The following is a 25538-nucleotide window of genomic DNA, read 5'->3' on the forward strand; positions in this document are numbered from 1 at the left end:
TAACTGCATTTTTATTTGGACTGGTTCTAAATAGACTTTACATTTGTATTGTTCATCAGGGTATACCTGCAGCTAATACAGTACAAATGACACATACAGCCACAGAAATCGCCGAAATTTACGCCACTACAAAAGGAGCAGTTTACCAGTGCAACCGTAAAAACAGGTTTATCCTGCATTTTGCCGGAGAACTTTCTGTTTTAAAAGTAGATGCTTTTCTGCGACTGGTACATGCTGTAGATGCCATAGACCTCGAAAGTATGGCCGTCCGGACCGACCGGGCATCTGACCTGGAGATTATTTCGGTGTGTGGCTGCGACCGTTGCTTTGTACTAACCATGCCTGAACTACACGCTTTCAGGGAGTTATTGGAAGGCGCTAAATTCTCGCTGCACCTGAACAGCATGTTGCACGAGTGCCTGAACCCGCTCTTTGTTTAACAGGAGCTATACCATACTTACCAGTTGCAAGTACAGCCAAGGCTGTACTTTTTTTATTTAGACTTTTTCCATATTTCGACGGAGTTACACTTAATTACAACCTAATTTCTATCTTCAGGGTATCAAGTAAGAGGAGAAACCTTTTTGGAAGGCACTCCTAATATTTTCATGAATTAAAATTACCTCAACCTTATGAAGGATTTACTTAGGCTTAGAACATCCCTGACCGAAGAAATAGAAAAAGTTCTGAACGATCAGATCAAAATGGAGGCGGAGGCATCTGCCATGTACCTGGCTATGTCGGCCTGGTGCGACCGTAATGGCTTCGATTTTAGCGCCGGTTACTTTAAAAAGCAATCTGACGAGGAGCGGGAGCACATGCTGCGCCTTTTCAAATATGTGTCGGACATGGGTGGCAGAGCTATATCGCCGTCCATTACCAATACCCAAATAGAGTATGATACCTTTAGAGGTGTGTTTGAGCAGGCGCTGCAGCAAGAAATTGCCGTTACGCAGTCGTTTAACCGCATTGCAGACCGTTGCCAGAAATCTAAGGATTACGTGACGTTCTCTTTCATTCAGTGGTTCCTGAAGGAGCAGATAGAAGAAGAATATGTAGCGCGCCGCGCCCTCGAGCTTTTCGATGTAATCGGGGAAGAAGGAACAGGCTTGTATGAAATTGACAAGCGGGTTCCTAAAATCACTTACGAAGACACATACGAAGATTAGGGTTTAACACCTTAGTCATAAAAAAAGCCTGTGGAGCAATCCACAGGCTTTTTTTATGACTTGCTGGAGTTTATAATGTGGTCTTGAAAGGCCTGCTGCGCCTGCCGTTCGTTTACGTGGTGCAGCCAGGCGTTATCGGGTTGCATGCTCATAACCGGCGCGAAATCGCAGCGGTCGGTACAATCAGTTTTTACAATTTCTACTGTGTTTTTAAGGCCCATGTCTTTAATCATAGACCGGAACATGCGGGCTATGTCTTTGCCGCCCTTTTTTTTGCACTTGCTGCCCGTGCACACATAAATTACTTTATCGGGTATATCAAATCCTTTGCTCATGGTATAAACTACTCTTTTCAGGCTGTTTAAGTTCAGCCGCACAAATATCAGAAATAAAAACGAGTAGCAGCGCCAGATATGTTTTTACCTCCGGAAGGGCATTTTCATTAGCGGAATTGCGCTGGGCTTAGCAATATTGCTTCAATATTATATAGCGCCGTTTGCCATACTTATTTTGTGCGGCACAATCTCTTTAGGCCACTTCTGGCTGTTTACAGGCTCGGCTGCTATCTTATCTACTACTTCGATTCCTTCTATTACCTCGCCAAACACTGTATATTCCTGATCGAGGCTGGGAGCACCGCCTTCTTTTAAGTACACCTCGGTTTGTTCGGGTGTGTAGCTCATGTTTTTTTGCTGCTCAAAGGCCTGCAGTTCGTATTTAGCTTTTGGCTTGCCCTGCACAATATAAAAGTTATGCGATGAGGATTCTTTTTCGGGGTTCTTTTCGTCTCCGTAACGAGCCATTGCCAGAGCGCCTCGCTTGTGGAAGTACTTGGGGTTGAACTCCTGCGGAATTTTGTAAACGCCCTGCTTCATGGTGCGATCATCGGAGTCGCCGCCCTGAATCGCGAAGCCCTCCAGCACCCGGTAAAATTCGCCTTGGTCGTAAAAGCCAAGCTTTGTGAGCCTCACAAAGTTAGCCCGGTGCAAAGGCGTGTCGTGGTAGAGGCGTACTTTGATATCGCCATGACGGGTGCTGATAATCGCAATGCTATCGGGATGTTCTTTTCCGTAGGCAGTCAGCAGTTCCACCACATTGTCGGAGGTGGTAGCCTGTAGTTGTTCGTCGGGTGTGGGCGGTGCTTCTGCCTGTTCAGTGGCTTTGTCTTGGCCGCTGTTACAGGCCGAGGCAAAACACAAACACAGGATTACCGCAAAATTTCCAATACCAGATATAGTAGCCATAGCAGTACAACGCATAAGTGATGCTCTAAGCTACAAAATTCAAATAATATTCGCACGCACACCCCCAAGTGGTTGCAGCGGCAGGTTATGTGTTGCAATAAAGCGCATTAAACCTTGTTTATATTGATCTTATAACAGCCTGGAAAACAGAGAATAATAACAATGCCTGAACATGACTTAAGTTTTCTGGTAAAGAGGATTGAATATATTAGATTTAATTGATATTTCAGGAGGGGGGTAAATAGTTTAATTTTTAAATAATAAGGATAATTGGCTTGTTAATTAGGTTTATGTTTGGTATTTTGAAAAATCGTTTCCTCTGAAAAATTTAAATTTTTCTACAATTCACATCTTAAAACCAAGTATGAAACAAACGTTACTATCGCGTAACATTTTGCGCGCAGCCCTAATGGGTGCAGCAGTTACGACAGCATCATTTAGCTTTACATCCTGCACCGACGAACCAGCGGAAGCACAGGATCCTATAGAAACCTTGCAGGCAGGAAGTGAGAACGGCGCCATAATTCAGGGGAAATATATTGTGGTCTTTAACAATGGAACACTCAGGCTGGACCAGCATGCTCCTTACGAGAAGCGCCTGGAAATGGTGCGCATCATGGGGCAGGCAATTCTCTCCTCGCACAGCATCGGCGAATCAAAAATTGAGCAGGCTTTCGGGCAGGCTATTCTGGGTGTGTCGGCAGAGTTATCGGCAGCTGAGGTAAACCAGCTGCGCAAAGACGACCGTGTGGCCTATATAGAGCCAGACAGAATGTTTGCGCTGGCCAAGCCCGGTACAGGAGGAGGTGGCAGTTCTTCTTCGCAGGAAGTACCCTGGGGCGTAACCCGCGTGGGTTATGGCGATGGCACAGGTAAAACGGCCTGGGTATTAGACTCCGGCATAGACCTCGACCACCCAGACCTGAAAGTGGATGTAAGCAGAAGCAGAACCTTTATTACATCTGGCAAAGATGCCCGCGATGCCGACGATGGCAATGGGCACGGGTCACACGTGGCTGGTACTATTGCTGCGCTTAACAATACTATTGGCGTAGTGGGTGTGGCTCATGGAGCTACGGTGGTAGCCGTAAAAGTGCTTAACTCACAAGGCAGCGGTGCCTATTCCGGCGTAATTGCTGGCGTAGATTATGTGGCAGCAAACGCCAAGGCAGGCGACGTTGCCAACATGAGCCTGGGCGGTCCGGTGTCGCAGGCCCTCGACGATGCCGTGCTGGCAGCTGCGGCCAAAGGCGTTAAGTTTGCGTTGGCAGCTGGCAACGAGAGCGCCGATGCCAATAACTCGTCTCCGGCCCGCGTGAACCATGCCAATGTATACACAGTTTCTGCTATGAACAGCGCAGGTGTGTTTGCCAGCTTCTCTAACTACGGCAATCCGCCAATAGATTACTGCGCACCTGGGGTTAACATTAAATCGACCTGGAAAGGCGGTGGCTATAGCACCATCAGCGGTACGTCTATGGCTTCTCCACACGTAGCTGGCCTCCTGCTGTTGGGCAGCATCCAGACTGATGGCTACGTAACCGGCGACAAAGACAATAACCCTGACCCGATTGCCCACAGATAGCATTTTATTTTTATACAGCGGAAACGACAAAGGAAAAGGCAGCTGGTTAGGCTGCCTTTTTTATTTTATGCCAATAGGAGCAATTACTTTTGTTACCCACTGACTTCTATTCTCATCTGATTTTTCGCTTCGCTTATTTACTTGTCCTCCTGAAAGGATCTTGTGGGCGAGATGCATTAGCAATGGCTGCTAGTAATATTTGGTCTAAGCTCACATAGCTGCTGCTAAGGTGTTAGCTATAGCTATTTGTTTTCTCGCTAGTGCGAGCTTGTAGCTCGTACTTTCATGCCAACGGTTTAACTTTTTAGCAGTCGCTATTAGCTTTTAGTCTAAGTTCGCATAGCCACTTGTTAAGCTGTGACAGCGGAGTGTAGTCATTGTATTGCTGGCTTTTTTGGTTCTTTTTGTCTTGATACAAAAAGAACCAAAAAAGCAAGACGATTTTGTCTAAAGGGGGCCCCTGCACCCCCACTCGCTGAACGCTCAAACAAAAAATCGTAAAGGGGTGCACCTGGCAAAGGTGTTCGCTCTGTAGCCTCCTTTCGCAATTTATCATTTGAAATTAGCTTTCTTTTGATGAAATTATTCTAATGAAAATGCCCTTCCGGAGGCATTTTGGTGATGCGTGGTGCATGAGTTCAATTACCATGCATATCAATTTAATGCCAGGCAGCGGCGGCTGCAGGCATAATTGCAAGAGTTTTTAGTAGAGTTTCTTTCGCAAAATATAGTCGTTCATCCAGAATGGCCCGATAGGAATGTCTACTTCTTGCAATAATGTGTAGCCGCAGGCCTGGTAAAAGTGCAGGGCACGGTTGTGCCGGTTCACGTTTAGGTCGAGTACCTGGGCGCCGTGTGTAAGGGCAGCTGCTTCGGCACTGCTGAGCAACACTTTGCCAAGTCCTTTGCCCTGGTAGTGAGGGTGCAGGTAAATCTTGTTTAGCTTGTAAACTTGTTGCGCAACATCTTTCTCCGATATAGAGGCAAAGCCTATGGGCCGTTCCTGTTCCTGCAGCAGCATGAACTTCTGGCCCTCCTTCATTTGCTGCAGCAGCGCTTTCTCTGTGTAAATAAGCCCAAACATGTAGGTAATCTGTTCCTGCGTCAGTATCTTACTGTAGGTGGGCTCCCAGGTGGCTTCTGCCAGTTGTTGTATGGCAGGAATGTCGGCTTCGGAGGCGGAGCGTATGCTGTATAATGTAGTCATTGAATATACTAAGTTAACATTGCAAGTTAAGTGCTTGAAAACGAATAGCCAACATCAGGCCGACTTTCGGGTCTGGTTTAAACTTCTATATTTGGATAAAAATAGGAGAAATCAAAATCTGTTGATATGAGAGCTATTAATCTGGAAGGAATTAACAAGCCTTTTGAGCTGGTAGAGAAGCCACAACCTGTTCTGGCTGCCGGAGAAGTGCTGGTACAGGTAAAGGCTGCCGCCCTGAACCATCGGGATGTATGGATACAATACGGCAAGTACTTTACAAAAGATTATCCGGCAGTGCTTGGCTCCGATGGCGCTGGCGTGGTAAAAGCATTAGGAGAAGGCGTGGCAGCAGATTGGTTGGGGCGAGAAGTTCTAATAGATCCTACTACCGACTGGGGCGACAACCCGCAGGTGCAGTCAAGAGATTTTAAGGTGCTCGGCATGCCACAAGACGGAGCCTTTGCCGATTATGTAAAAGTTAACGCTGCCAACTTGCACCCCAAGCCGGAGCACCTGCGTTTTGAGGAAGCTGCGGCATTGCCTTTAGCTGGCGTTACGGCTTACCGGGCATTGTTTAGCAAGTGTGGGCTGCAGGCCGGTGAGAAGGTATTGGTTACGGGTGTGGGAGGTGGTGTGGCTCTGTTGGCTTTGCAATTTGCTGTGGCCGCCGGGGCAGAGGTGTGGGTAACGTCTGGTTCCGAAGAAAAACTGGAACGAGCCAAAGCATTGGGTGCCGCTGGCGGCATTAATTACCGACAGCCAAACTGGGGGAAAGAGCTGAAAGCGCAGGTGGGAGGCTTTGATGTGAGCATAGATGGAGCAGGAGGCGAAGGCTTTGTGCAATTGGTGAAGCTGGCAAAACCAGGTGGGCGCATTGGCCTTTACGGTGGCACTACCGGCATGCTGGGGCAGCTAAACCCTGCCGAGATTTTCTGGAAACAACTCTCTATTTTTGGCAGCACCATGGGCACCAGCCAGGATTTTGCTCAAATGGCAGCCTTTGTGCAGGAGCATCAGGTGAGGCCTGTAGTCGATTGCATTTTTCCGCTGGAACAAGCGGAGCAGGCTATGCGGTATATGGAGGCCGGTAAGCAGTTCGGTAAAATTGTGCTGAAAGTAGGGGAGTAGTGGTTCGGATGTAGCCTTAATAAAAACTTCAATTCCACAGCGTAACCAAATTATTCTAATGAAAATAGCCTTCCGGAGGCATTTTAGCCGCTGGCGGGGCTAGGGTTCTCCATGTCTCAGGTGTAATACTGTTTTTTGAAAGCCTCTTTTTGCTGCAGATAAGTAGGATTGTCTTTGGCTTTAAACCAGTAGGTTTTAAAAATGGCTGCAGCCTTAGCCTTTTCGTTGGTAAGGGCATCCTGCTCCTGCGAACGAATGGAGTTACCTTTGTTTTTACTTCCGGAAGAATAAGGGTACGCTAAGGCTGGATCCTTCTCTTTGCCGTCATCTTCATATTTCTTACCGCTCTTATGGTTGGCATACCTTCTGGCTCTTGTAAAGCCCATCTGCAGGTACTTACGAGCCATATCTGCCCCCACAAAATCATTAGCCTGCAGGTACTCTTCGAATAAAGCATAAATCTTTTCTGCCGATTCTTTTGCTATTTCTTCTGTTTTAAACCTCCAGTGCGGCAAGATCTCCGATTTGTAGGGCTGCACCAGCAGAACGCCTTGCTCGCCTACTCCCACACGGTACAGTTCTGGGTGCACTCTGAAATCTACCTTATCAAAATCTAAAGAATAATTGAACGCGTTTTTTGACATGTCGGCTATGTTAAAGTGCTGCTCCCTGAGACCCTTCACCAGATGTCGTTTCTGGTGCTGCAACAGGACAATGTACTAAACGCGACTAAAGTCTGTTCTGTTTAACCAGCGCTGATTTAGCTTTAAAGTAACAACTGTTTTTTAGGAGTTTAAAGAGGAGGCAAAGCATGCGGACGCGTGCAAAAGCTCTAAATAATGTTTAAACCAAGAATAATCTAAAGGGCAGGTTATGTTTTTGCTTCACATATCAAATTTTTAAAAAATGCGCGCCAAGCATAAAAAAATTGTAACTTTACCTCGGAAAAAATTATAATACAATATGGTTACGCAAGAAGAATTTGAAAATGCCGTAGCAAAATCGAAGACATTGACAGAGCGTCCTTCTAATGAAGTGTTGTTGCAGTTGTATGGCCTGTACAAGCAGGCCACCGAGGGAGACGTAAGTGCAGAACGTCCGGGCGGGTTCGACTTTAAGAGCATTGCGAAATGGGATGCCTGGTTTAAACTCAAAGGCACACCGCCTGAAGTTGCCCGAGGAGAGTATGTTCGGATTATGGAGCAACTGGCTTCAAAATAACCGGGTACTTAGCGCAGTAACAGGTAGCGAAATAGGCTGGCAATTTTTTGCCAGCCTATTTTTTTTGCTTCCAGGTGTAGCCACAGTCGTAGCACTTAAACTTTCTGTTAAAAAAGGGCAGCGGAAAGCCGAGCAGTAAATAAGAAAAGGAGAAAACAGTTTTAGAATAGTTTTCTTCCCGCACATGATCAGAATCGCAGATGGGGCAAAGCATTGCTGGCTCATGCTGTTGCATGGGTGGCGCCAGTTCTATGTCTTCGTCCGCATCGAGGTGCCCTCTGCCAGATTGGATACGATTTACCAACTCACGCGCCTCTTCTGCGTGTTGCTCTTCCACTTGCAGCTTTACTCCGCCCACTGCCACAGAGTAAAACGGGTGAGCTCCTACAATATGCTCATCGCCCAGGTAGCAGGGAATGCCTTCCGACTCCAGGCGGCCTTTTAGGATATGGGCCTCGGTGGGTTGGCTAAAGGTGGCGATGGTAACAAGTCGTAATGCCATAACAAGTGGGTTAACTAGACAACGGCAGCCGCTGCGCGCAGAATAATGTTATTTTTTTGGTGGCAGGTTAAAAGCAACTGCCTCATGCTCAAAATGGCCTTTGTGGGAGCCATCGCAGAATGGTTTGTTCTGAGACATGCCGCAGCGGCAAATCGAAACAAGCTCGCGGCCTCCTAAATCATACACGTTGCCGTTTTTATCTACTATTTCAAATTCGCCTTCTACACGTAGCGAGCCGTTGTTGTTAACTGTAATTTTAGTTTTTGCCATCTTGGTTTTAGTTAATTCTGAACAAATATACTGTTTTCGGCCGGTAGAGTTCCTGTTGTACACAATAATGGATTAGGTAGTAAACAAAAAACGTGGCCCTGCTGCTGCAGAGCCACGTTTGGGAGCAACCTGCCTGGGCCGGTTACTGTGTATTTGCTGGCGCATGGCCAACTTATAAAGGCTTAGCTGCCGTAGCCAAACGTAAGTGTTTCGGATTTACCTTTGGCTCCTTTGGTGGTCATGCTAATGGCTTTGCCGTGTTCGTTGTATTTGTAGGCGTAGCTAACCGTATATGTTTTGTTGGTGCTGTGCACCAGCGTAGCATAGCTAATTACATTGTTGGGGCTGCTGATGCTGCCTGGCTCTGCAAAATCATGGAATGGGTTCTCGTGTGAGTCGTAAGAGTAGGTGGTGGTAGAGTAAAGCTTAGGCTCTCCTGTTTCGTCTATTACAAACTGCTTTTCCTGGCTGTAGTTACCGTTTGGAAGCACTTCGTACTCATAATAAGATTTTACTCTGGAGGTAGTGCTGTCCTGGTCGGTTCCTTCATAAACCGTTTTAGACTTAAGCTTATGGTCGGAGTAGCTAAAGGTAGCAAAAGAGGTGTATTCTAACTGTCCGCCAGCATAATAGGCGGTGTTAGTTTTGGCAAGGTCGCCTTTCTGGTTGTAAACAAACTGCTGCTCTGTAAGCAGGGTTTTAGAGTTTCCCAGGTAGGTGCTTAACTTCACAAGCTTGCCTTTGTTGTCGCGGGTGTACTGCTCATAGGTCTCCAGTTCTCCGGATTTCGGGTTAAAATGGTTTACCTGGGCAATCTGGCTTCCTGCAAAGTTGTAAGTGGTTACCTCTGCAGAGTCCGCCAGCACGTGCGAAATTTTTCCTTGTTCGAAAGCTGGTTCTACTGATTCCCGCTCATTTTTTTCGCACGAGGATAGCGCAGCAGCTCCAAATAGTAGCATAGCTGGCAAAATACTGTTCTTCAATTTCATTTGGCTAAAAGTTGAAAGTTGAATGGTGAATATAAAAAGATAGACCGGTACGTATTACTGGTCGTTGTTATGGTGAACGCTCTCTTTTTAAAAATAATTGCACTTGCTGCTAAAAAAGTAACTGATTTGTTTTTGTTGTTTACACTCAGATTGTTGTTTAGCGTGTTTAAATAACTGTAAAACAGGTGTTTATTTAAATTTTGTAAGCAACGGAAATTTTAGGTAAAAGTTTTTAAAAATTTACACTATAGGATATTTTGAATATAAGACAGTTGGTCTTAGTTAATTTAAAGTTGCATTTTTGGCAATAGCCAGCAACTCGTCACCAGCATCTATGTCGTGGCGGAGTTGCTCTTTAAAGTTGATGCTTACACGGAGCGCCTTCAGCCCCTGCACCCCTTGCATTTCTTCCAGCTCCAGGTGCTCTACCTCTTTACTGATGTAGCCTTCATACTGTAAGAACTCTATGTAGCGCATATATTCCTCCGCCTCGCGCTGTAGGGTGTACACAATCGCAATAGTGCCGGGCTGCGTGAGTCTTTCCTCAGATCCGAGCAAGGTCGCTTTATCGATCCGTTTTTTCAGAATTTCGTACCGAATGTTATTTGCACCGTCTACATCAAACTTCTTCTCATCGAGCCTGAACCGGATAGAAATAGGCGTACTGTGCACGAGTATGAGCTGTGTAATTTCGAGGGGCAGTTTGAGGTTGGCGCGCAGGTTCTGTATACGGCGTGCTATTTCACAGGAAAGCATGAGCTGCCAGAGGCGCATGTTCTTGAGGTAAAGCGGCTCAAATGTGCCTGTGTTGAGCAGCGAAGAACCAATGTAGATGTTGTACTCCAGGCCATCGGTCTTATTTTTTTCGAAGTAGTGCGGAAATATCTCCTGCGCCTTGGCTTCTTCTCTTTCCAGAAAAGAGGAAATGGTTTCGTTGATCAGGTAAAGGCTTTCTTCGTAGGCTTTCCGCTTTTTATATACCGCTCCTGAGGGATTGTTGATGGCTTGGCGGTATGCAGCAACAGGACCGGTAGTGGCAGGATTGCGTTGCAGGAAGTGGTCGAATAAAGGCTCTATTTCGGACCGTAGAAAATCCACTATCAGGCCTTCGTCTCCTGTTACCAGTTCGTGCATAATGCTCTGCGAATATTTGTCTATCTTAAAAATTAGCTCATCCAGAATAGAAAGTTGCAGGTTGTCTTTGGCGGCCAGCACTACATCTTTAGCCAGCGTAAGTTGGTCGAGTAAATCGCCCTGTATGGCCTTGTTTCGCTCTGAGGCCGAGCTTCTTACATCAGAAACACCGTAGAGGGGGAAAATATCTTTAAAAACGATGGGCTCGATCTCTGAACTTACATTTCGCTCCCGCTTCTCGAGCAGGTTTATTGCCGCCTTTGTAAAGCGCCACTCTACAATAGGATGTATGGCAGTATATTTCTCTTTTATAATGTTCTGAATACTGCTGCGAAGCTCATCCAGGCCACGGTTCATGGCAAGCGCGAAAAGTGGCAGAATTTCTTTTAAACGGATAGTGGTGAGGGCGTTTAGTTCGCCTGGTATGGGCGTAGCCAGTTCCAGCATGCCTATAATGTGGCCGTTGTAGTTTAACGGTGCCACAATCAGGTTCCTTATTTTAGCTTGCTGCAGCTTCTGTTCAACTCCGGTGGGGTGCTGAAACAGGTTGAGGTCCTCGACTATAACTGTGTGCCCCAGGCGCATTACCGGCTCGTAAATAGAGTTGGTAATGTCATCCATTTTTTCTGAGCACGATTTGTTCAGCACAAGACCGTTCCAGAGTTTGCGTGCATAGGTTGTGTCGAAATCATTAATAGCGGGACAGGTGATCAGGCCCAGCTGCAGGTCCGGTAGACTAAAAAGCACGCGCAGCTTTTGCTGCAGGCTTTCAAAGCTTTCGGGAGAGTTTACAGATCCTTTCTCAAGCAGATCGTAACGGAGCGATGATATAGTTTCTTCGGTGGTTACATCCGTAAAATCGTAGATAGCAAAGCCGGTAAACTCAAAGTTCTGTGGCGGCAGCTTTTCCATCCACAGGTCCAGGTCGTTGTAGCGGTTTATCAGGAAATTTATTTCAGCATCGCTCAGCTGTTTAAGCTCGCCCAGCACATTTACTTCCATAAACTTAAGGTCTATGCTTAGCTTGTAGTGCCGCTCCAGCCGTCTTATTTTATCTTTTACCGTGAAAATAAACGGTTCGTCAACTTCGAAGTTCGCATTGTAAAACTTCTCCAGAATGATGGTATACGCCGATATGGTTTGTCTGAAAAGCAACGTTTTGGGGTCGATACTCAGCTTTTCGGTATAGTTGCCACCACCCAGCAGCTTCATCTCCTCAAGTTTCGGCGTGGCATAAAAGCTTTCGAACTGGAAAGGCACCACCACCGCCTTCAGGTCGTTTTCCCAAAGCGCACTCGGAAAAATGTCTTCCATCAGAATGTCGATGGTGTTAATATGTTTGTCGATGATCGATACATCCTCTATCGGCTCCAGCAGCTCCGGTGTCTGGCGCAAGAGGGTAGCTAACTCTATCACACGGGCCACATTGCAGTTAGGGTCGGTGTCAACCTTCGTCTCCCAGTAGGAGATAAGCGTAGACAGGCTAAGCGTAGTCTTGAACGGGAACTTGTCCACGCTCAAAGTTACCTGGTCGTTATTCGTAATCGAAACAACAGTTTCTTGCTGGCTGCCTCTTTTATCTCTCATGTACAAGTTTTGAAGGTAATTAAAAATAGGTGTGGAAGGAGACGAAAACGAGCGGCTGCACTGGTGGTGTATGCTTTCGTCTTTTGAGATTTAAACGTGAGTTGTGCTAAAAAGTATAAAATAATTTAGGGAGCTGGCGTTATGTTATCGTTAAAAGCAAAGCTTGCCTCATTGGCTTTGCAGGCTCTATTAGCGTTGTTCTATATATTCTGGCATAATATTTATGCATGTAAGCCGAAAGCATACACGACTAAAACGAAAGAACTACATGAAAATACTGTTTAAACTCACCCTGGTGCTGGTTTTTGTGCTTACCCGAGCCGGCGTGCAGGCGCAGGGCAAGGCGCAACTAGAGAAAGATGTGGCCGATTTAAGAGCTTGGTTAATCAAAAAGGCAAACCAGGCCGACAGCGTGACACGTGCAGAATGGCCGGCCATAAAGCAAGAGTTTTTTACCCGTACCGAAAAGCTGGATAAGAATGCTAGTAAACTCTCCGACAATTCCAAGCAGGAGTACGGTGAGCTGAAAAGCCAGTACCACGACATGGAACAGCAGAATGAGGAGGCTTACGGCCAGCCCCTCAACCGCGAAGAGGCTGCCCGATGGGAGAGGGAGCTAACCGGAACCAATAACATCAAAGCCATCCGTATGATAGACCTGCGCGACCGGTATGTCTATTTTATGGAGCAGGTGAGAGCCCGCCGTACCCGCTGGAGCCTCCGCGATTGGGACTATGCCGAGCATGTGTACCTGCAACTGTCTGACCGGAAAGAGCTTGTGCTGGATGCCCTGCCAAACGGTGATAAAATGAAAATTGCCGCTTTGCAGGTAGAGTTTAATACCCTGCGCAAGAGCCGCGATGTAAAAGACAAATTTGAAAACCGCAAGCAGAACAGCAATTAACCTTTGCCAGCCTAAGCAGGCGCGCTAAGCCATTCTGCTAATGAAAATGGCCTTCCGGAGCTACTTTTAGAGTTTAGAGACCAAGGCCTGTTCGCTCGCTATACAAGTCATTAGAACCAAAAAGCCCCGGCTGCACAACGCAGCCGGGGCTTTTTGGTTCGGTTATTTTCTAAATAGCGTTCTGGCCTTTAGTGCCTCCCGACTGGTCTTCTTCCTCATGGCGACCTTGCGGACCTTTTTTCTTCTGCTGGTCGGTCATGTGACGGTTTTGCCCTTTGTGTTGCTCTTGTTTGTTTTCTGCCTGAGGCCGACTCTTGTTGTCGTTGCCTTGGTTGTGTCCTTTTGTCATAGCCTTACATGTTTGGTAAAGTAGTTTTTACGCCTGATTTAAAGTGGAGTTTTGGTTTTTGACGGCAAATGGGGGGGCTGTGGGAGCTGTTGAAGGTTCTTTGGCTAAAGCAGAAGTGAGCGGCAAGTTCTGCTAAAAATGTTTTAAATTTGCAGCCCGTAATATTCAAAAGTTTAAAGTATGCACATCGCAATCGTTGGCAATATAGGTGCCGGCAAAACAACACTGGCGACCAAGCTGGCGCATCATTTTAAGTGGGACCTGTACCTGGAGGCCGTAGAGAACAACCCTTACCTCAAAGACTTCTATGAGGATATGGAGCGATGGGCGTTTCACTTGCAAGTGTACTTCCTGAACAGCCGGTTTAACCAGGTGCAGCAAATACAGGCTAAGTCTGGCCATGTTATCCAGGATCGTACTATATATGAAGATGCATTCATATTTGCCAAGAACCTGCACCAGTCCGGCCTGATGAGCACCCGCGACTACGACAACTACTTTGCTCTTTTTCAGTCGATGATCAGCATGGTAAAAGCGCCTGACCTGATGATTTACCTGAAAGCAGACCTGCCAAAACTGATCGGACAGATAGAAAAGCGCAACCGTGAGTACGAAAACAACATCCGGCTGGACTACCTGCGCAACCTCAACGAGCATTATAACAGCTGGATGAGCACCTATAACCAAGGAAAGCTGCTGGTAGTAGATGTAAATAACATGGACTTTGTTGCCAATCCCGATGACCTGGGCTCCATCATAGAGCGTATTCAGAGCGAATTATTTGGGTTGTTTTAGTTCTTCACCCGCATCCCTGAATTTCATTTCCGGCCGCTGACTCCTTTCTTAGGAAGCAGCGGCTTTTTTGTTGCCTAAACTCCGGTTCCTGACGCATACACCCTATAACCTGAAGCACTAAAGAAGTCTCCAGAAGGCTGTTTTCATTAGAGTAATTTGGTTGCAGGTTGATGATTGTTAAAAGGCTTAATTGTTAAATGGTTAAATGGTTGTCGGGGTAAATAGTAGCAAGACCTCATTGCGTGCGCAACCCCTGCGAGCGTCTTGTGGGCAAAGCAGCTGAAGCAAAGCCACTCCAGAGAAAAAAGTCTGATAAGTAAAGTCTAGCATCTAAAATCTTATAAAAGCCTCCGGAAGGCAAATTTCATTAGAATAATTGCTGTTGCTCTTTTTTGCATGAGGCTTTTACTTTCAGAACATAATGGTAATTTAGGGAATTGGTTACCTACCGTTCGTTATTTTCACTCCTGGTTTAACAATCCTGTGCAAACCATGATAGGGCAGGATAGTGATCAGGTGCACAGACGCTTAATTTAAGTCAAACGCATCTGCTTTTGTTTTACCAATAGGCTGCGAAAGTAAAATGCGGGCAAGGGGAGTTTTGTTTTGGTGCAGAACCAGTTCGGTAGCACCAGCATTGCGGCATACAATTCCATTTCAATTAAAACTCATAAGGAGACCGACCTCCTGCAACAGCTATTTATGATAAAAAACTTACTTCTGGTAATTTTCATGGTCAGCATATGTGCTGTTGCCAACGCACAGCCATCGGACATGAAACTTTGGTATGAGCAACCGGCCAAAATCTGGACAGATGCCTTGCCTGTTGGCAATGGCCGCTTAGGTGCCATGGTGTTTGGCCGGGCGCAGGAAGAGCTCATTCACCTGAACGAGGAAACGCTGTGGTCTGGAGGCCCTGCCAACCTGAACCCAAATCCGGAAGCAGCCCAGTACCTGCCAAAAATTCGCGAGGCCTTGTTCAAAGAAGATTACAAAACGGCTCAAGAGCTTTGCAGAAAATTGCAGGGCCTCTACACGCAGTCGTACATGCCTTTAGGCGATCTTCTGATCAAGCATCATTTCCAGGGTGAGCCCACTGCTTATTACCGCGAGCTGGACATTGCCACGGCTACTGCCCTTACACGCTTCACCGTAAATGGCACCGAGTACACCCGCGAAATACTGGCGTCCGCCCCAGACCAGGTGCTGGTGATGCGCCTGAAAGCAAATAAAAAAGGCCAACTCAATTTCGATGCCTCTACAAAAAGCCAGTTACGTTTCCAGCTGGCAGCGGCAGGGAAACAGGAACTGGTCATGAAAGGGGAGGCGCCTTCGCAGGCAGATCCGAGCTACGTGAGCTCCGATGAACCCGTGTTGTACGATGAGGCCGATAACTGCAATGGCATGCGCTATGAGCTTCGCCTGAAAGCAAAGCATAAAGACGGCAAGGTAACGACAGACGCAGCCGGTATACACGTGACTGGTGCTACTGAAGTAGTGCTGTATATTTCAATGGCGACCAGTTTCAACGGCTTCGATACCTGCCCTGACAAGGATGGCAAGGATGAGTCGGCGCTGGCGCAGGGGTATTTAAACAAGGCTTTCCCGAAGAGCTTCGATGTGATTAAAAAAGCACACATCAAAGATTATCAGCAGTACTTCAACCGCGTCAGCTTCTCGCTCAACAACAATCCGGAAGTGAAGAAGAACACCCTGGAGCGCCTGATGCGCTACACCGATGGAGGCGATGATCCAGCGCTGGAGTCGCTGTATTTTCAGTATGGCCGCTACCTGCTTATTTCCAGCTCACGGCCTGGTGGTGTTCCAGCCAACCTGCAGGGCATCTGGAACCCGTACCTGCGCGCGCCCTGGAGCAGTAACTTCACCACCAACATCAATGCCCAGATGAATTACTGGCCAGCCGAAATGGCAAACCTTTCCGAAATGCACCAGCCTTTTCTGGAACTTATCCAAAACACGGCCGTTACTGGCCGCGAAACAGCTAAGAACTTTTATGATGCCGGTGGCTGGGCCGTGCACCATAATTCTGATATTTGGGCTACCTCCAACCCGGTAGGCAACTTAGGCGAGGGAGATCCCATGTGGGCGAACTGGTCGTTGGGTAGCCCTTGGCTAAGCCAGCACCTTTGGGAGCATTACAGCTACACCCGCGACCGCGCCTTTCTGGAAAAAACAGCTTACCCCCTCATGAAAGAGGCCGCCCTTTTCTGCCTCGACTGGCTGGTAGAAGACAAGAACGGTTACCTCGTAACAGCTCCGTCTTCTTCTCCTGAAAATGTTTTTATTACCGAAAACGGTGAGAAAGGCAGCATCTCAGTAGCTTCTACTATGGATATGTCTATTATATGGGATTTGTTCACGAACCTGATAGAGGCCTCTGAAACACTGGGCACCGATGCCGAATTCAGAAAGCTGATAGAGCAGAAACAAAGCAAACTTTACCCGCTGAAGATAGGCAAGAAAGGCAACCTGCAGGAGTGGTACAAAGACTGGGAAGACGAGGACCCGGAGCACCGGCACGTGTCGCACCTGTTTGGGCTGCACCCCGGGCGTCAGATTTCACCCATCACCACACCTGAGTTCGCCGATGCTGCCAAAAAAACGCTGCAAAGAAGAGGCGATGCCGGAACAGGATGGAGTATTGCCTGGAAAATTAACTTTTGGGCCCGGCTTCACGATGGCAACCACGCTTACAAACTGATCCGTAACCTGCTGCACCTTACGGGAGTGGAAGGAACAGAATACTCCACCGGCGGAGGCTCGTATACCAACCTTTTTTGCGCGCACCCACCCTTCCAGATAGACGGCAACTTTGGTGGCATAGCCGGTATGGGCGAAATGATGCTGCAAAGTCACGCAGGCTTTATACACCTGCTGCCTGCCCTCCCCGATGTCTGGAAAGATGGAAAAATAACAGGTCTTAGGGCCAGAGGCGGGTTTGAAGTGGATATGGAGTGGAAAGGCGGCAAACTGGTTTGGGTAAGTATTAAAAGTGTGTCCGGAACAGCGACTAAAATAAGGTACGGCGATAAAACCATAGACCTGCAGCTAAAACCAGGGCAGGTGAAAAAGCTGAACGGCAACTTAGCCATGTAAAGGAGGCGCAATTTGTTTCTTATTTAAAAAATCAAGCTAAACCAGCATGCACATCCTCAAAAGAATTTTACTCCTGCTTGTACTCGTGATCTTAAACGAAAACTTGTTCGCACAGGAGCGGACCGAGCAACTGCCACGGCAAAACAACGGTCTCTCCGGCGATCTGCGCGTGCACGACCCTGTTATGATAAAGCAGGGCGATACCTATTACATTTTTGCCACCGGAAACGGTATCTCCATAAAAACTTCAAAAGATCGGATAAACTGGCTCAACGCGGGGCGGGTTTTCGACTCTACCAGCTTACCCGCTTGGCATCGGCACGACATCCCCGACCAGAACGGGCACCTGTGGGCTCCGGATATTCATTACGCCGATGGTAAGTACCACCTTTACTACTCCGTATCTGCCTGGATGAATTTTAATTCCAGCATAGGTTATGCCACCAACACCACCTTAAACCCCCAGGACCCCGCCTATAAGTGGGTAGACGAAGGGCAGGTGATCAGCTATAAGAACGGCGGCGAAGGCGTGAACGTGATCGACCCGAATATATTTATCGACAAGGACGGGAAGAAGTATCTGGTGTACGGCTCCTACAAGGCAGGTTTGCGAATAGCTGAGCTTAATCCTAAAACCGGCAAGCTGCTAAGCGATAAACCGGAACTCACCACCCTTACCACGTCCCTTGGAGAAGGTGTGTATATCGTAAAAGGACCAGCTTTTTACTATATTTTTGCCTCCAGAGGAAAATGCTGTGCCGGTATAGAAAGTGACTACCAAATGGTGGTGGGCCGCTCTAAAAAGCTGCACGGGCCTTACCTGAACAAGGAGGGTAAAAGCTGGGTCGACAATTATTACTCGGTGCTGTTGGCAGGAGATGAGGAGGAGCCTGGCAGAGGGCACAATGGCATTTTTGCCGAAGGCGACACTACTTTTATGGTTTATCATGCTTACACCCGCTCCGCCAATGGGGCCTCGCTGCTGAACATAAAGCCCCTGTACCTAGACGAAGCCGGCTGGCCAACCCTAGACCCGACCAAGAAGCTGTTTAAAATGGATGCCTTCGGGAAAAAGCTTTTTATAGGCAAATAGCACTGCCATTTATAAGAAAAGGAAAAACTAAGCGGTCTTTTCTGCTCCTGTTAGTAATGCGCCCGAAATAAAAGGAAGGTTTGATGTTGGCCCGCGATTACCGTGCCGAGAGCAGAAAAAGCAACTCTAATAGCACAATAGCCACGTGCAAAACATGTCTGGCTCTGTTTAAGCGCTGTAGCAGCAGCTCGGCATTGTAAGCAGAGGCCACAGTTGCCGGAGGTAGTTTTGCAGAAAATATTTTTTAGCTGTTAAAAAAATCACCCGGACCTGCACCAGGATCTTGGCCCGGGCTTTAAAAATATCCTATATTCGGTTTTTGTTATCGCTATAGCCCCGATTTATACCATGTTATACCAAGCCATGAAATTAAGAGTGCTTCTCGTTTTTTTAGTACTTCTTGTATCACAAACTGTTGTATCTGCTGCCGTTAGGTTGCCGAAAGTGCTGGGAGATAACATGGTGTTGCAGCGGGAGAAGCCATTGCCAATCTGGGGATGGGCTTCGGCAGGTGAGCAGGTGACTGTAACCTTTGCAGGGCAGCAAAAAACCACTCAAGCGGATGCTGCAGGATCCTGGAAAGTTGTTTTCCCTGCCATGCAGGCAAACGACAAACCACAGGTTATGACCATTGCAGGCAGCGATACCATTCAGCTTACCAATTTACTGATTGGTGAAGTCTGGTTATGCTCCGGACAGTCGAATATGGAGTATACCATGAAGCTCCACCCCAAGTATGCAAAGCCAGCCAAAGGTATCGACAGTGCCGCTGTAGACATGACGAAATTGCATCCTGGCATCCGGATTTTTAATGTGGAAAAAGTCTTGAGCAAGCCCGATGTTACCTCCACAGGTTGGAATGAGTGCAGCGGTGAGGCCCTGGAGGCGTTTTCTGCGATTGGCTTTTACTTTGCAAAAGATATTCAGAGAGAGCTGAACGTACCCATAGGCATTATTTCTTCGTCGTGGGGTGGAAGCCGGATAGAGCCCTGGACCTCCGCCGAGGCCTATAAGACGCTACCTGCCTTCTCTGCTGAGCTTCAGAGTGAGCCTTTTAAGGTAGACGAGGTGGAACCAGGCAAGAATTACAGGAGCATGATTAAGCCACTGGCTCCTTTTGCCTTACGAGGCGTGTTGTGGTACCAGGGCGAATCCAATTGTATTAACCATGATGGAATGCGCTACGCTGATAAAATGCAAGCCCTGATTGAAGGCTGGCGCAAGGAGTGGGGAGGCGACCAACTGCCTTTCTACTCTGTTTTAATTGCTCCTTACCTGTACACCAAGCGCAAAGACCGCTTACCACATACACCCGAAACACTTCCGGAATTCTGGGAAGCGCAAACACAATCCTTAAAAATTCCAAATACCGCTATGGCTGTGGTAACAGATTTAGTCGATGACCTGGGCGATATTCACCCGTCTTACAAATGGGAAATTGGCCGAAGAATGGCTCTGATTGCCTTGGCTAATGATTACCAAAAGAATGTTGTAAGCCAGGGACCTGTTTTCAAAGAAATGAAAGTAAAAAAGCGGCAAGCTATTTTATCTTTCGATCATGCCGATGGCTTAAAGAGCAGAGATGGCAAAACTTTGAGCTGGTTTACCATTGCCGGGGCAGATGGCCAGTTTAAACCTGCAACTGCTGAAATTAAAGGCGATAAAGTAGTAGTATACGCTGCAGGAGTTAAAAAACCGGCTTTTGTCCGTTTTGCCTGGAACGAAGCAGCGATGCCCAACCTCATCAATAAAGCAGGTCTCCCGGCAGTTCCTTTCCGCACCGATGCCTTGGAATGGAAGTATACTGCAAATAATTTCATAGGAGCGGAGTAGAAAACCATCTTATGAACAACTTGAAGCGAGCCTTAGCTGATAAACCGTAGTTTGCGTTTCACCTGTTTCAACCATTCTCTAGCCATGAGTTCGTGCCCGGACACGGTAGGGTGTATGCCGTCCCAGATCCAATAGGAAGCCGGTGCCTTTGTAAGTGCTTTATCAAATACCTGCTGAAACGGGACAAAAACAGCCTTGTATTCGGTAGCCAAGCGTTTTACAACTTCTTGTCGCTGCACAACATCGGAGTGCCAGGCCTGCCAGTGCTGCTGAATAGAACCTACGGGCAGTATAAATGGCTCGCAGAGCACCAGCAGGATATCAGGATTCTGTTGCTTAGTTTGGTCAAGCAGCGCTCTGTAAACCGATTCGTATTGCGCTATGGGTACGGCATTTTTCTGCTCAATTACAGAGGCTGCATCGTTTACACCAACCAGTATGCTGAGCACATTTGGTTTCAGGTTCAGCGTATCAGCTTGCCAGCGTTTTTCTAAGTCTGTTATTTTATTTCCACTGATGCCGCGGTTTATAAACTGAAGGTTCTTTTCTGGATGGTCGGCTCCAACGCGGCTGGCAATGGAGAAGGCATAGCCATGGCCCATAATGTGGTTGGGGTCCTGGTTGCGGCCCCGGTTTCCGTCTGTAATAGAATCTCCCTGAAAAAGAATAACCGATCCGTTCCCTCGCTTGTCTGTGGTAGCTGGTGCGTCAGCCGCCATAAGGAGCGGAGACACCAAAGAAGTAGCTCCTGCCATTGCCAGTTGCCTAAGGAAAAACCTTCTGGAATCTTTCATAAAATACGATAATGGATTAAAAATGCTGAGTCTGTTATTCTCCGCCTAAATGTGTAGGGGGCGCTACTAACCAAGCTATCAGGTAAGCAGCAGCCTTGCATGCGACCTAAGATAATATTTTATTCTATTTAGCCTATCCTGCTGCAGCCTAACTTGTAAAATTTGAATAAGATTCTGTGACTGAGGCAGCACCAAGATACTGCAGGATAGTTTGTTGCCGATAACTTACTAAGTTTAATTGTTGTGCTGTAATGGGCTATTAAGCAGCCTTTAGTGACAAGTATCTAACAACCAATCGTTAGTTTTTAAAATTTTGGCTCTGGAAGGGCTTTTTGATTGGAATAATTTAATAAAATGATGAATCGCTGCTCCTGGCTAGCTTAATTGGTTTAGGAGCACTTAAGATGTTGAAATGAAGTTGAAATTCCGTTTACCTTATGCAGCTGCTTTGGGCGCTGCCTTACTTTTGGCTGGCTCCACACAAGCCCAGATCGGCACCCGGTTTCCATCGGAGCGAAAGGTTGTAAAAGACCCCGTAACCGGCACCATGCTTACTTTCCTGACGAGCACACCCAACGGAGATTCCAAGATCTACCCCACGCACCCGCAGTGGACTTCTGATGGGCAGTGGGTTATTTTCAGGTCTGGCAGGGTGAAAGGCGAGGCGTTGGCAGTGCACGAAAAAACCGGCGAAATGGTGCAGGTAACTGAAGGTGGCTACTCCGGCATGCTAAACATTGCACAAAAGTCTATGAAACTCTACTACATGCGCAACATAGCTGGCAGCGAAGAACAACCCCGCGAAAACCGGCCGCTGGAAATAGTGGAAGTAGATCTGGCCAAACTCTTTGCCGACAGTAAAGCAGGTAAGCTTAAGGCAGCCTCTACTTACCAGCGCATCTGCGGCACCACCCCACCCGAAATGGGAGCAGGGGGCGACATGGCGCTCGATGCCGATGAAGAATGGGTGTATTTTAGAGTAGGACGAGAAGAGGCGGGACGGCACCTGCCCAAAGATACAAAAGTGGAAGAAAATTTCGGACCTCGGAATATGGGTGCAGGTCCTTCTGGCCTGGCCCGCATGAACGTAAAAACAGGCGAACTAAAACACGTGGTGTCAGTGCCTTTTCAGGTGGGGCATATACAAGCTAACCTTTGGGTGCCGGGCGAGATTGTGTTCTGTTGGGAAACCGGCGGAAAGTCTCCGCAACGCACCTGGACGGTGCTTGCCGATGGAACCGGCCTGCGCCCCCTGTACCCAGAGGCGGATTATGAGTGGGTAACGCACGAGGCGGTGATCTCCAGAGATGAGGTGGCTTTTGCCATTATGGGGCACCGGAAAGTAGGCACAGGCAGTACAACAGCAACCGCCAGCACCGCCAGCGACCCGATCAACCCGGGGCAGGAGGTTGGCTGGGGACCATCCGGCACACGCGAAAAACCTACCGGCCTGGGTATTGTAAACCTTCGAACCAGAGAAATGACCATTGCCGGGCAAACACCCAGCGGCAGCGGCCTGTGGCACGTGCATGGCTCACCAGACGGAAGATGGGCAGTAGGAGACGACTTTTCACGTAGTGTGTACCTGATCGATAGGAACACAAGTGAAATGATAACACTTACAGCCGGTCACAAAACTACAGCAGCAGATCACCCGCACCCAACCTTCAGCCCCGATGGAACCAAAATCCAGATTCAATCGGCTATGCTGTCAGAAGATAACCGCTCTATGAACATTTGTATTGTGCCGGTGCCAGAAGCCTGGCTCAAGCGAAAGGTAAAACCAGCGACAAAATAGCTTTATGCTGTACTTAGAATAATTCAGTGAGTAAAAAGAAGTAAAATCTTGGAAAATACAGGCTGAAAAATAAAAGGTTAATATGCTACGGTGGCCAAATAGAGGAGACACACTAGCTAAATCTTGTTAAATTAGCGCTCAGCAATTTTCCTAAACGCCACACATGAAAAAATACTGTTTAGCCCTCGACCTTATAGATGATCCAGCCCTTATTGCCGAGTACGAAAACTGGCACAAGAGCGAAAACACATGGCCTGAAATAAAAGAGAGCATCCTGGGCAGCGGCATTACCGGCATGGAGATTTACCGTACCGGCAATCGCTTATTCATGATCATGGAAACAGACGATAGCTTTAGCTTTGAGCGAAAAGGAGCTATGGATGCAGCCAATGCAAAGGTGCAGGAGTGGGAAACCCTGATGTGGAAGTTTCAGCAGCCATTGCCCTGGGCCAAACAAGGCGAAAAGTGGGTGCTCATGGAGCAGATATTTAAGATTTAGGTAATTCTACTTTTTAGCATCACATTGCCAATTCTTCTAATGGAAAAGCCCTTCCGGAGGTTGTTTAAGGAGTTTAGAAGCTAGAGTTTAAAGTTTTTATAGCAGTTACTCCGCCTCCTCCTGCGTCCAGACGCTCGCAGTAACTGCGCATGCTGTGAGATCTTGCCGCTCTTTGCTAACCATTACGCTATTTAACAATCAACAGCTAGCAATCAACAAGCAATCTACTGCCATATTAAATTCTGCTAATGAAATTACCCTTTCAGAGGCATTTTGAGTAAAACGAACTCAAGGTCACTTGCATACTGATCTACTATTCTTACCTATAAAGGTCTTCTTCTGCTCAAACTGAGATCAAGTAAGCAGCTAAGGCTATTCTTGCCACCATTTTTCCCGTCTTGCAATTTTTCCTATCTTCCTTCCTGGAAAAAACAATTATCTACCACGCATGAAATCTAAGCACATTTTAGTAGCCACTGCGCTGGCGGCTATCACATTTGGGTGTAGCAGCCAGAGAACAGGCGAGGCCCAGGAGGGAGAAACAGTACAGACAGAGACAACAGCGGACTTGCAGGAAAAACTTGGCATGTATACTACTGTTCGTCTTACGGCCGACCTAAGCAACCTCAGCGACCGAGAACGCCAGATGATTCCGCTTTTGATTGAAGCCGGTAAAATAATGGATGAGATGTTCTGGTACGAAGCTTATGGCAAAAGAGACTCTCTGTTAAGCGCCGTTTCAGACGAGGCGGCCCGGCAGTTTATAAAAATCAATTACGGCCCTTGGGATCGCCTGAATAACAACGAGTCTTTTATTGCAGGAGTAGGACCTAAGCCAGATGCAGCTAATTTCTACCCGCACGACATGACGAAGGAAGAATTCGAAAAAGCCGATCTACCTGAAAAAACAAGTCAGTATACGTTTTTGCGTCGTACGCCAGCTGGCAAACTGATAACGGTGCCCTACCATGTGCTTTTCCGGGAGCAGGTAGAGAAAGCATCCGACTTGCTACGGAAAGCAGCGAACCTGGCCGACGACCAAGGCCTGAAAAAGTACCTGAACATGCGCGCCCAGGCATTGCTAACAGACAATTACCAAACCAGCGACCTTGCCTGGATGGATATGAAAAACAATACCATTGATGTGGTGATTGGCCCGATCGAGACTTATGAAGATAAACTATTTGGCTACAAAGCGGCCCACGAAGCCTATGTGCTAATAAAAGACATGGAGTGGAGCAAAAAGCTGGCGAAATATGCCGCTTTCCTGCCAGAGTTACAGCAAGGCCTGCCCGTAGGAGCCAATTATAAAAAAGAAATGCCAGGCTCCGATGCAGATCTAAATGCCTACGATGTGGTGTACTATGCCGGAGACTGCAACGCCGGGAGCAAAACCATTGCCATTAACCTGCCTAACGACGAGGAGGTTCAGCTACAGAAGGGTACGCGCCGTTTGCAGCTCAAAAATGCCATGCAGGCTAAGTTCGATCAAATTATGGTGCCCATTGCCAACGAGCTTATTGTGCCAGATCAGCAGCAGCATGTTACCTTCGATGCCTTTTTTGCCAATACCATGTTTCATGAAGTAGCACATGGTTTAGGCATTAAGAACACCATAAACGGGAAAGGTACGGTGCGGGAGGCGCTAAAAGAGCAAGCTTCAGCTTTGGAAGAAGGAAAAGCAGACATTCTGGGTCTCTACATGATCTCGCAGCTCCACGAAAAAGGCGAAGTAGACGGTAACCTTAACGATTACTATACTACTTTTCTGGCAGGAATATTCCGGTCGGTACGGTTCGGAGCGGCAAGTGCACATGGTAAAGCCAATATGGTGCGCTTCAACTTTTTCAGAGATCAGGGCGCCTTCTCCAGAGATGAGCAAACAGGTAAATACCGTGTAGATTACGTTAAAATGCGGGAAGCCATGAATAAGCTTTCGGAGCTGATTCTGACGCTGCAGGGCAATGGCGACTATGCTGGTGTGAGCAAGCTACTTAACGAGCAGGGGCAGATTAGTGCGCAATTGCAAGCTGACCTTGATCGCCTGAGCCAAAAAAGCATTCCGGTTGATATTGTGTTTGAGCAGGGAGTGGAAGTTCTGGGGCTCAAATAATATGCAAGAGCTCCTTTAGAAGTTAAAAAAATAGCAGGTAAGGCTATGGCTTAATTAATTGGCAAGTATTTAATTAACTTTACACAAAAAAAATATATTATTTGATTTATTATAAAAATTATTTGTTAATTATAATAATCGAATTTGTAGAAAAAGTATATTGGGCACTGTGCCAGCAAATTATCTAAACTGTCAGATTAATAGATT

23 protein-coding genes are annotated in these 25538 nt (G+C 47.3%); 13 read left to right on the plus strand and 10 right to left on the minus strand.

Features of this window, described 5'->3' with window-relative positions; all coding sequences use genetic code 11:
• Nucleotides 1-86 precede the first annotated feature (86 nt).
• Nucleotides 87-440: a hypothetical protein gene (locus tag ACMA1I_RS15840; RefSeq protein ID WP_337069383.1), complete on the plus strand. Its 354-nt coding sequence runs from the start codon at nt 87-89 to the stop codon at nt 438-440.
• Nucleotides 441-632: 192 nt separating this feature from the next.
• Nucleotides 633-1169 carry a ferritin gene (locus ACMA1I_RS15845; RefSeq protein WP_337069384.1) on the plus strand — a complete coding sequence of 179 codons (537 nt, stop codon included), beginning with the start codon at nt 633-635 and terminating at the stop codon, nt 1167-1169.
• Nucleotides 1170-1222: 53 nt separating this feature from the next.
• Here the strand turns inward: ACMA1I_RS15845 and ACMA1I_RS15850 are convergent, their stop codons facing one another.
• A complete protein-coding gene (locus tag ACMA1I_RS15850; protein ID WP_414703929.1) occupies nt 1223-1504 on the minus strand; it encodes a (2Fe-2S) ferredoxin domain-containing protein in 282 nt (93 codons plus the stop codon).
• 147 nt (nt 1505-1651) lie between these two features.
• A complete protein-coding gene (locus tag ACMA1I_RS15855; RefSeq protein ID WP_337069386.1) occupies nt 1652-2413 on the minus strand; it encodes a peptidylprolyl isomerase in 762 nt (253 codons plus the stop codon).
• A 364-nt stretch (nt 2414-2777) separates the two neighbouring features.
• Here ACMA1I_RS15855 and ACMA1I_RS15860 point away from each other — a divergent pair, with 364 nt between their 5' ends.
• The gene (locus ACMA1I_RS15860; protein ID WP_337069387.1) at nt 2778-3998 is read left to right on the plus strand and encodes a S8 family serine peptidase; all 1221 of its coding nucleotides are present in this window, start codon (nt 2778-2780) and stop codon (nt 3996-3998) included.
• Between the two features lie 703 nt (nt 3999-4701).
• Here the strand turns inward: ACMA1I_RS15860 and ACMA1I_RS15865 are convergent.
• Complete coding sequence (locus tag ACMA1I_RS15865; RefSeq protein WP_337069388.1) at nt 4702-5205, minus strand: GNAT family N-acetyltransferase; 504 nt, start codon at nt 5203-5205, stop codon at nt 4702-4704.
• Nucleotides 5206-5331: 126 nt separating this feature from the next.
• Here ACMA1I_RS15865 and ACMA1I_RS15870 point away from each other — a divergent pair, with 126 nt between their 5' ends.
• The gene (locus ACMA1I_RS15870; protein WP_337069389.1) at nt 5332-6333 is read left to right on the plus strand and encodes a zinc-binding dehydrogenase; all 1002 of its coding nucleotides are present in this window, start codon (nt 5332-5334) and stop codon (nt 6331-6333) included.
• A gap of 116 nt (nt 6334-6449) precedes the next feature.
• On the opposite strand, the gene ACMA1I_RS15875 is transcribed toward ACMA1I_RS15870, so the two are convergent.
• Entirely contained in the window at nt 6450-6977 is a 528-nt protein-coding gene (locus ACMA1I_RS15875; protein WP_337069390.1) for a DUF4385 domain-containing protein, read from the minus strand.
• Between the two features lie 319 nt (nt 6978-7296).
• Here ACMA1I_RS15875 and ACMA1I_RS15880 point away from each other — a divergent pair, with 319 nt between their 5' ends.
• Nucleotides 7297-7554 carry an acyl-CoA-binding protein gene (locus ACMA1I_RS15880; protein WP_337069391.1) on the plus strand — a complete coding sequence of 86 codons (258 nt, stop codon included), beginning with the start codon at nt 7297-7299 and terminating at the stop codon, nt 7552-7554.
• Nucleotides 7555-7609: 55 nt separating this feature from the next.
• Here ACMA1I_RS15880 and ACMA1I_RS15885 read toward each other — a convergent pair whose 3' ends face one another.
• The 4 genes from ACMA1I_RS15885 to ACMA1I_RS15900 form a co-directional block, all read right to left on the minus strand.
• A complete protein-coding gene (locus ACMA1I_RS15885; protein WP_337069392.1) occupies nt 7610-8056 on the minus strand; it encodes a DUF2007 domain-containing protein in 447 nt (148 codons plus the stop codon).
• Between the two features lie 48 nt (nt 8057-8104).
• Nucleotides 8105-8326, minus strand: a complete 222-nt coding sequence (locus tag ACMA1I_RS15890; RefSeq protein ID WP_337069393.1) for a CDGSH iron-sulfur domain-containing protein — start codon at nt 8324-8326, stop codon at nt 8105-8107.
• Nucleotides 8327-8508: 182 nt separating this feature from the next.
• Nucleotides 8509-9315: a hypothetical protein gene (locus ACMA1I_RS15895; protein ID WP_337069394.1), complete on the minus strand. Its 807-nt coding sequence runs from the start codon at nt 9313-9315 to the stop codon at nt 8509-8511.
• Between the two features lie 282 nt (nt 9316-9597).
• Nucleotides 9598-12036 (minus strand): GAF domain-containing protein, encoded by a 2439-nt coding sequence (locus tag ACMA1I_RS15900; RefSeq protein WP_337069395.1) that lies wholly within the window; start codon nt 12034-12036, stop codon nt 9598-9600.
• 268 nt (nt 12037-12304) lie between these two features.
• Here ACMA1I_RS15900 and ACMA1I_RS15905 point away from each other — a divergent pair, with 268 nt between their 5' ends.
• Entirely contained in the window at nt 12305-12940 is a 636-nt protein-coding gene (locus tag ACMA1I_RS15905) for a hypothetical protein (protein WP_337069396.1), read from the plus strand.
• Nucleotides 12941-13109: 169 nt separating this feature from the next.
• Here the strand turns inward: ACMA1I_RS15905 and ACMA1I_RS15910 are convergent, their stop codons facing one another.
• Nucleotides 13110-13289, minus strand: a complete 180-nt coding sequence (locus ACMA1I_RS15910; RefSeq protein WP_337069397.1) for a hypothetical protein — start codon at nt 13287-13289, stop codon at nt 13110-13112.
• Between the two features lie 180 nt (nt 13290-13469).
• Between ACMA1I_RS15910 and ACMA1I_RS15915 the strand changes: the two genes are divergently transcribed.
• From ACMA1I_RS15915 to ACMA1I_RS15930, 4 genes are all read left to right on the plus strand, one after another.
• Complete coding sequence (locus ACMA1I_RS15915; RefSeq protein WP_337069398.1) at nt 13470-14084, plus strand: deoxynucleoside kinase; 615 nt, start codon at nt 13470-13472, stop codon at nt 14082-14084.
• Nucleotides 14085-14786: 702 nt separating this feature from the next.
• The gene (locus ACMA1I_RS15920; RefSeq protein ID WP_337069399.1) at nt 14787-17201 is read left to right on the plus strand and encodes a glycoside hydrolase family 95 protein; all 2415 of its coding nucleotides are present in this window, start codon (nt 14787-14789) and stop codon (nt 17199-17201) included.
• Between the two features lie 46 nt (nt 17202-17247).
• A complete protein-coding gene (locus tag ACMA1I_RS15925; RefSeq protein ID WP_337069400.1) occupies nt 17248-18294 on the plus strand; it encodes an arabinan endo-1,5-alpha-L-arabinosidase in 1047 nt (348 codons plus the stop codon).
• A gap of 363 nt (nt 18295-18657) precedes the next feature.
• Nucleotides 18658-20127, plus strand: a complete 1470-nt coding sequence (locus tag ACMA1I_RS15930) for a sialate O-acetylesterase (protein ID WP_337069401.1) — start codon at nt 18658-18660, stop codon at nt 20125-20127.
• Between the two features lie 32 nt (nt 20128-20159).
• On the opposite strand, the gene ACMA1I_RS15935 is transcribed toward ACMA1I_RS15930, so the two are convergent.
• Nucleotides 20160-20921 carry an SGNH/GDSL hydrolase family protein gene (locus ACMA1I_RS15935; protein ID WP_337069402.1) on the minus strand — a complete coding sequence of 254 codons (762 nt, stop codon included), beginning with the start codon at nt 20919-20921 and terminating at the stop codon, nt 20160-20162.
• A gap of 412 nt (nt 20922-21333) precedes the next feature.
• Between ACMA1I_RS15935 and ACMA1I_RS15940 the strand changes: the two genes are divergently transcribed.
• From ACMA1I_RS15940 to ACMA1I_RS15950, 3 genes are all read left to right on the plus strand, one after another.
• Complete coding sequence (locus ACMA1I_RS15940; protein WP_337069403.1) at nt 21334-22719, plus strand: hypothetical protein; 1386 nt, start codon at nt 21334-21336, stop codon at nt 22717-22719.
• Between the two features lie 163 nt (nt 22720-22882).
• Nucleotides 22883-23218, plus strand: a complete 336-nt coding sequence (locus ACMA1I_RS15945; RefSeq protein WP_337069404.1) for an L-rhamnose mutarotase — start codon at nt 22883-22885, stop codon at nt 23216-23218.
• 448 nt (nt 23219-23666) lie between these two features.
• Nucleotides 23667-25331: a dipeptidyl-peptidase 3 family protein gene (locus ACMA1I_RS15950; RefSeq protein WP_337069405.1), complete on the plus strand. Its 1665-nt coding sequence runs from the start codon at nt 23667-23669 to the stop codon at nt 25329-25331.
• Nucleotides 25332-25538 lie beyond the last annotated feature (207 nt).

Origin of the sequence: Pontibacter sp. 13R65 (genome assembly GCF_047525655.1) — a bacterium.
Taxonomy (GTDB): domain Bacteria; phylum Bacteroidota; class Bacteroidia; order Cytophagales; family Hymenobacteraceae; genus Pontibacter.

Coding starts and splice junctions, on each gene's coding strand:
- ACMA1I_RS15840 (WP_337069383.1), top strand. CDS start 87: ATGACACATACAGCCACAGAAATCGCCGAAATTTACGCCACTACAAAA.
- ACMA1I_RS15845 (WP_337069384.1), top strand. CDS start 633: ATGAAGGATTTACTTAGGCTTAGAACATCCCTGACCGAAGAAATAGAA.
- ACMA1I_RS15850 (WP_414703929.1), bottom strand. CDS start 1,504: ATGAGCAAAGGATTTGATATACCCGATAAAGTAATTTATGTGTGCACG.
- ACMA1I_RS15855 (WP_337069386.1), bottom strand. CDS start 2,413: ATGGCTACTATATCTGGTATTGGAAATTTTGCGGTAATCCTGTGTTTG.
- ACMA1I_RS15860 (WP_337069387.1), top strand. CDS start 2,778: ATGAAACAAACGTTACTATCGCGTAACATTTTGCGCGCAGCCCTAATG.
- ACMA1I_RS15865 (WP_337069388.1), bottom strand. CDS start 5,205: ATGACTACATTATACAGCATACGCTCCGCCTCCGAAGCCGACATTCCT.
- ACMA1I_RS15870 (WP_337069389.1), top strand. CDS start 5,332: ATGAGAGCTATTAATCTGGAAGGAATTAACAAGCCTTTTGAGCTGGTA.
- ACMA1I_RS15875 (WP_337069390.1), bottom strand. CDS start 6,977: ATGTCAAAAAACGCGTTCAATTATTCTTTAGATTTTGATAAGGTAGAT.
- ACMA1I_RS15880 (WP_337069391.1), top strand. CDS start 7,297: ATGGTTACGCAAGAAGAATTTGAAAATGCCGTAGCAAAATCGAAGACA.
- ACMA1I_RS15885 (WP_337069392.1), bottom strand. CDS start 8,056: ATGGCATTACGACTTGTTACCATCGCCACCTTTAGCCAACCCACCGAG.
- ACMA1I_RS15890 (WP_337069393.1), bottom strand. CDS start 8,326: ATGGCAAAAACTAAAATTACAGTTAACAACAACGGCTCGCTACGTGTA.
- ACMA1I_RS15895 (WP_337069394.1), bottom strand. CDS start 9,315: ATGAAATTGAAGAACAGTATTTTGCCAGCTATGCTACTATTTGGAGCT.
- ACMA1I_RS15900 (WP_337069395.1), bottom strand. CDS start 12,036: ATGAGAGATAAAAGAGGCAGCCAGCAAGAAACTGTTGTTTCGATTACG.
- ACMA1I_RS15905 (WP_337069396.1), top strand. CDS start 12,305: ATGAAAATACTGTTTAAACTCACCCTGGTGCTGGTTTTTGTGCTTACC.
- ACMA1I_RS15910 (WP_337069397.1), bottom strand. CDS start 13,289: ATGACAAAAGGACACAACCAAGGCAACGACAACAAGAGTCGGCCTCAG.
- ACMA1I_RS15915 (WP_337069398.1), top strand. CDS start 13,470: ATGCACATCGCAATCGTTGGCAATATAGGTGCCGGCAAAACAACACTG.
- ACMA1I_RS15920 (WP_337069399.1), top strand. CDS start 14,787: ATGATAAAAAACTTACTTCTGGTAATTTTCATGGTCAGCATATGTGCT.
- ACMA1I_RS15925 (WP_337069400.1), top strand. CDS start 17,248: ATGCACATCCTCAAAAGAATTTTACTCCTGCTTGTACTCGTGATCTTA.
- ACMA1I_RS15930 (WP_337069401.1), top strand. CDS start 18,658: ATGAAATTAAGAGTGCTTCTCGTTTTTTTAGTACTTCTTGTATCACAA.
- ACMA1I_RS15935 (WP_337069402.1), bottom strand. CDS start 20,921: ATGAAAGATTCCAGAAGGTTTTTCCTTAGGCAACTGGCAATGGCAGGA.
- ACMA1I_RS15940 (WP_337069403.1), top strand. CDS start 21,334: ATGAAGTTGAAATTCCGTTTACCTTATGCAGCTGCTTTGGGCGCTGCC.
- ACMA1I_RS15945 (WP_337069404.1), top strand. CDS start 22,883: ATGAAAAAATACTGTTTAGCCCTCGACCTTATAGATGATCCAGCCCTT.
- ACMA1I_RS15950 (WP_337069405.1), top strand. CDS start 23,667: ATGAAATCTAAGCACATTTTAGTAGCCACTGCGCTGGCGGCTATCACA.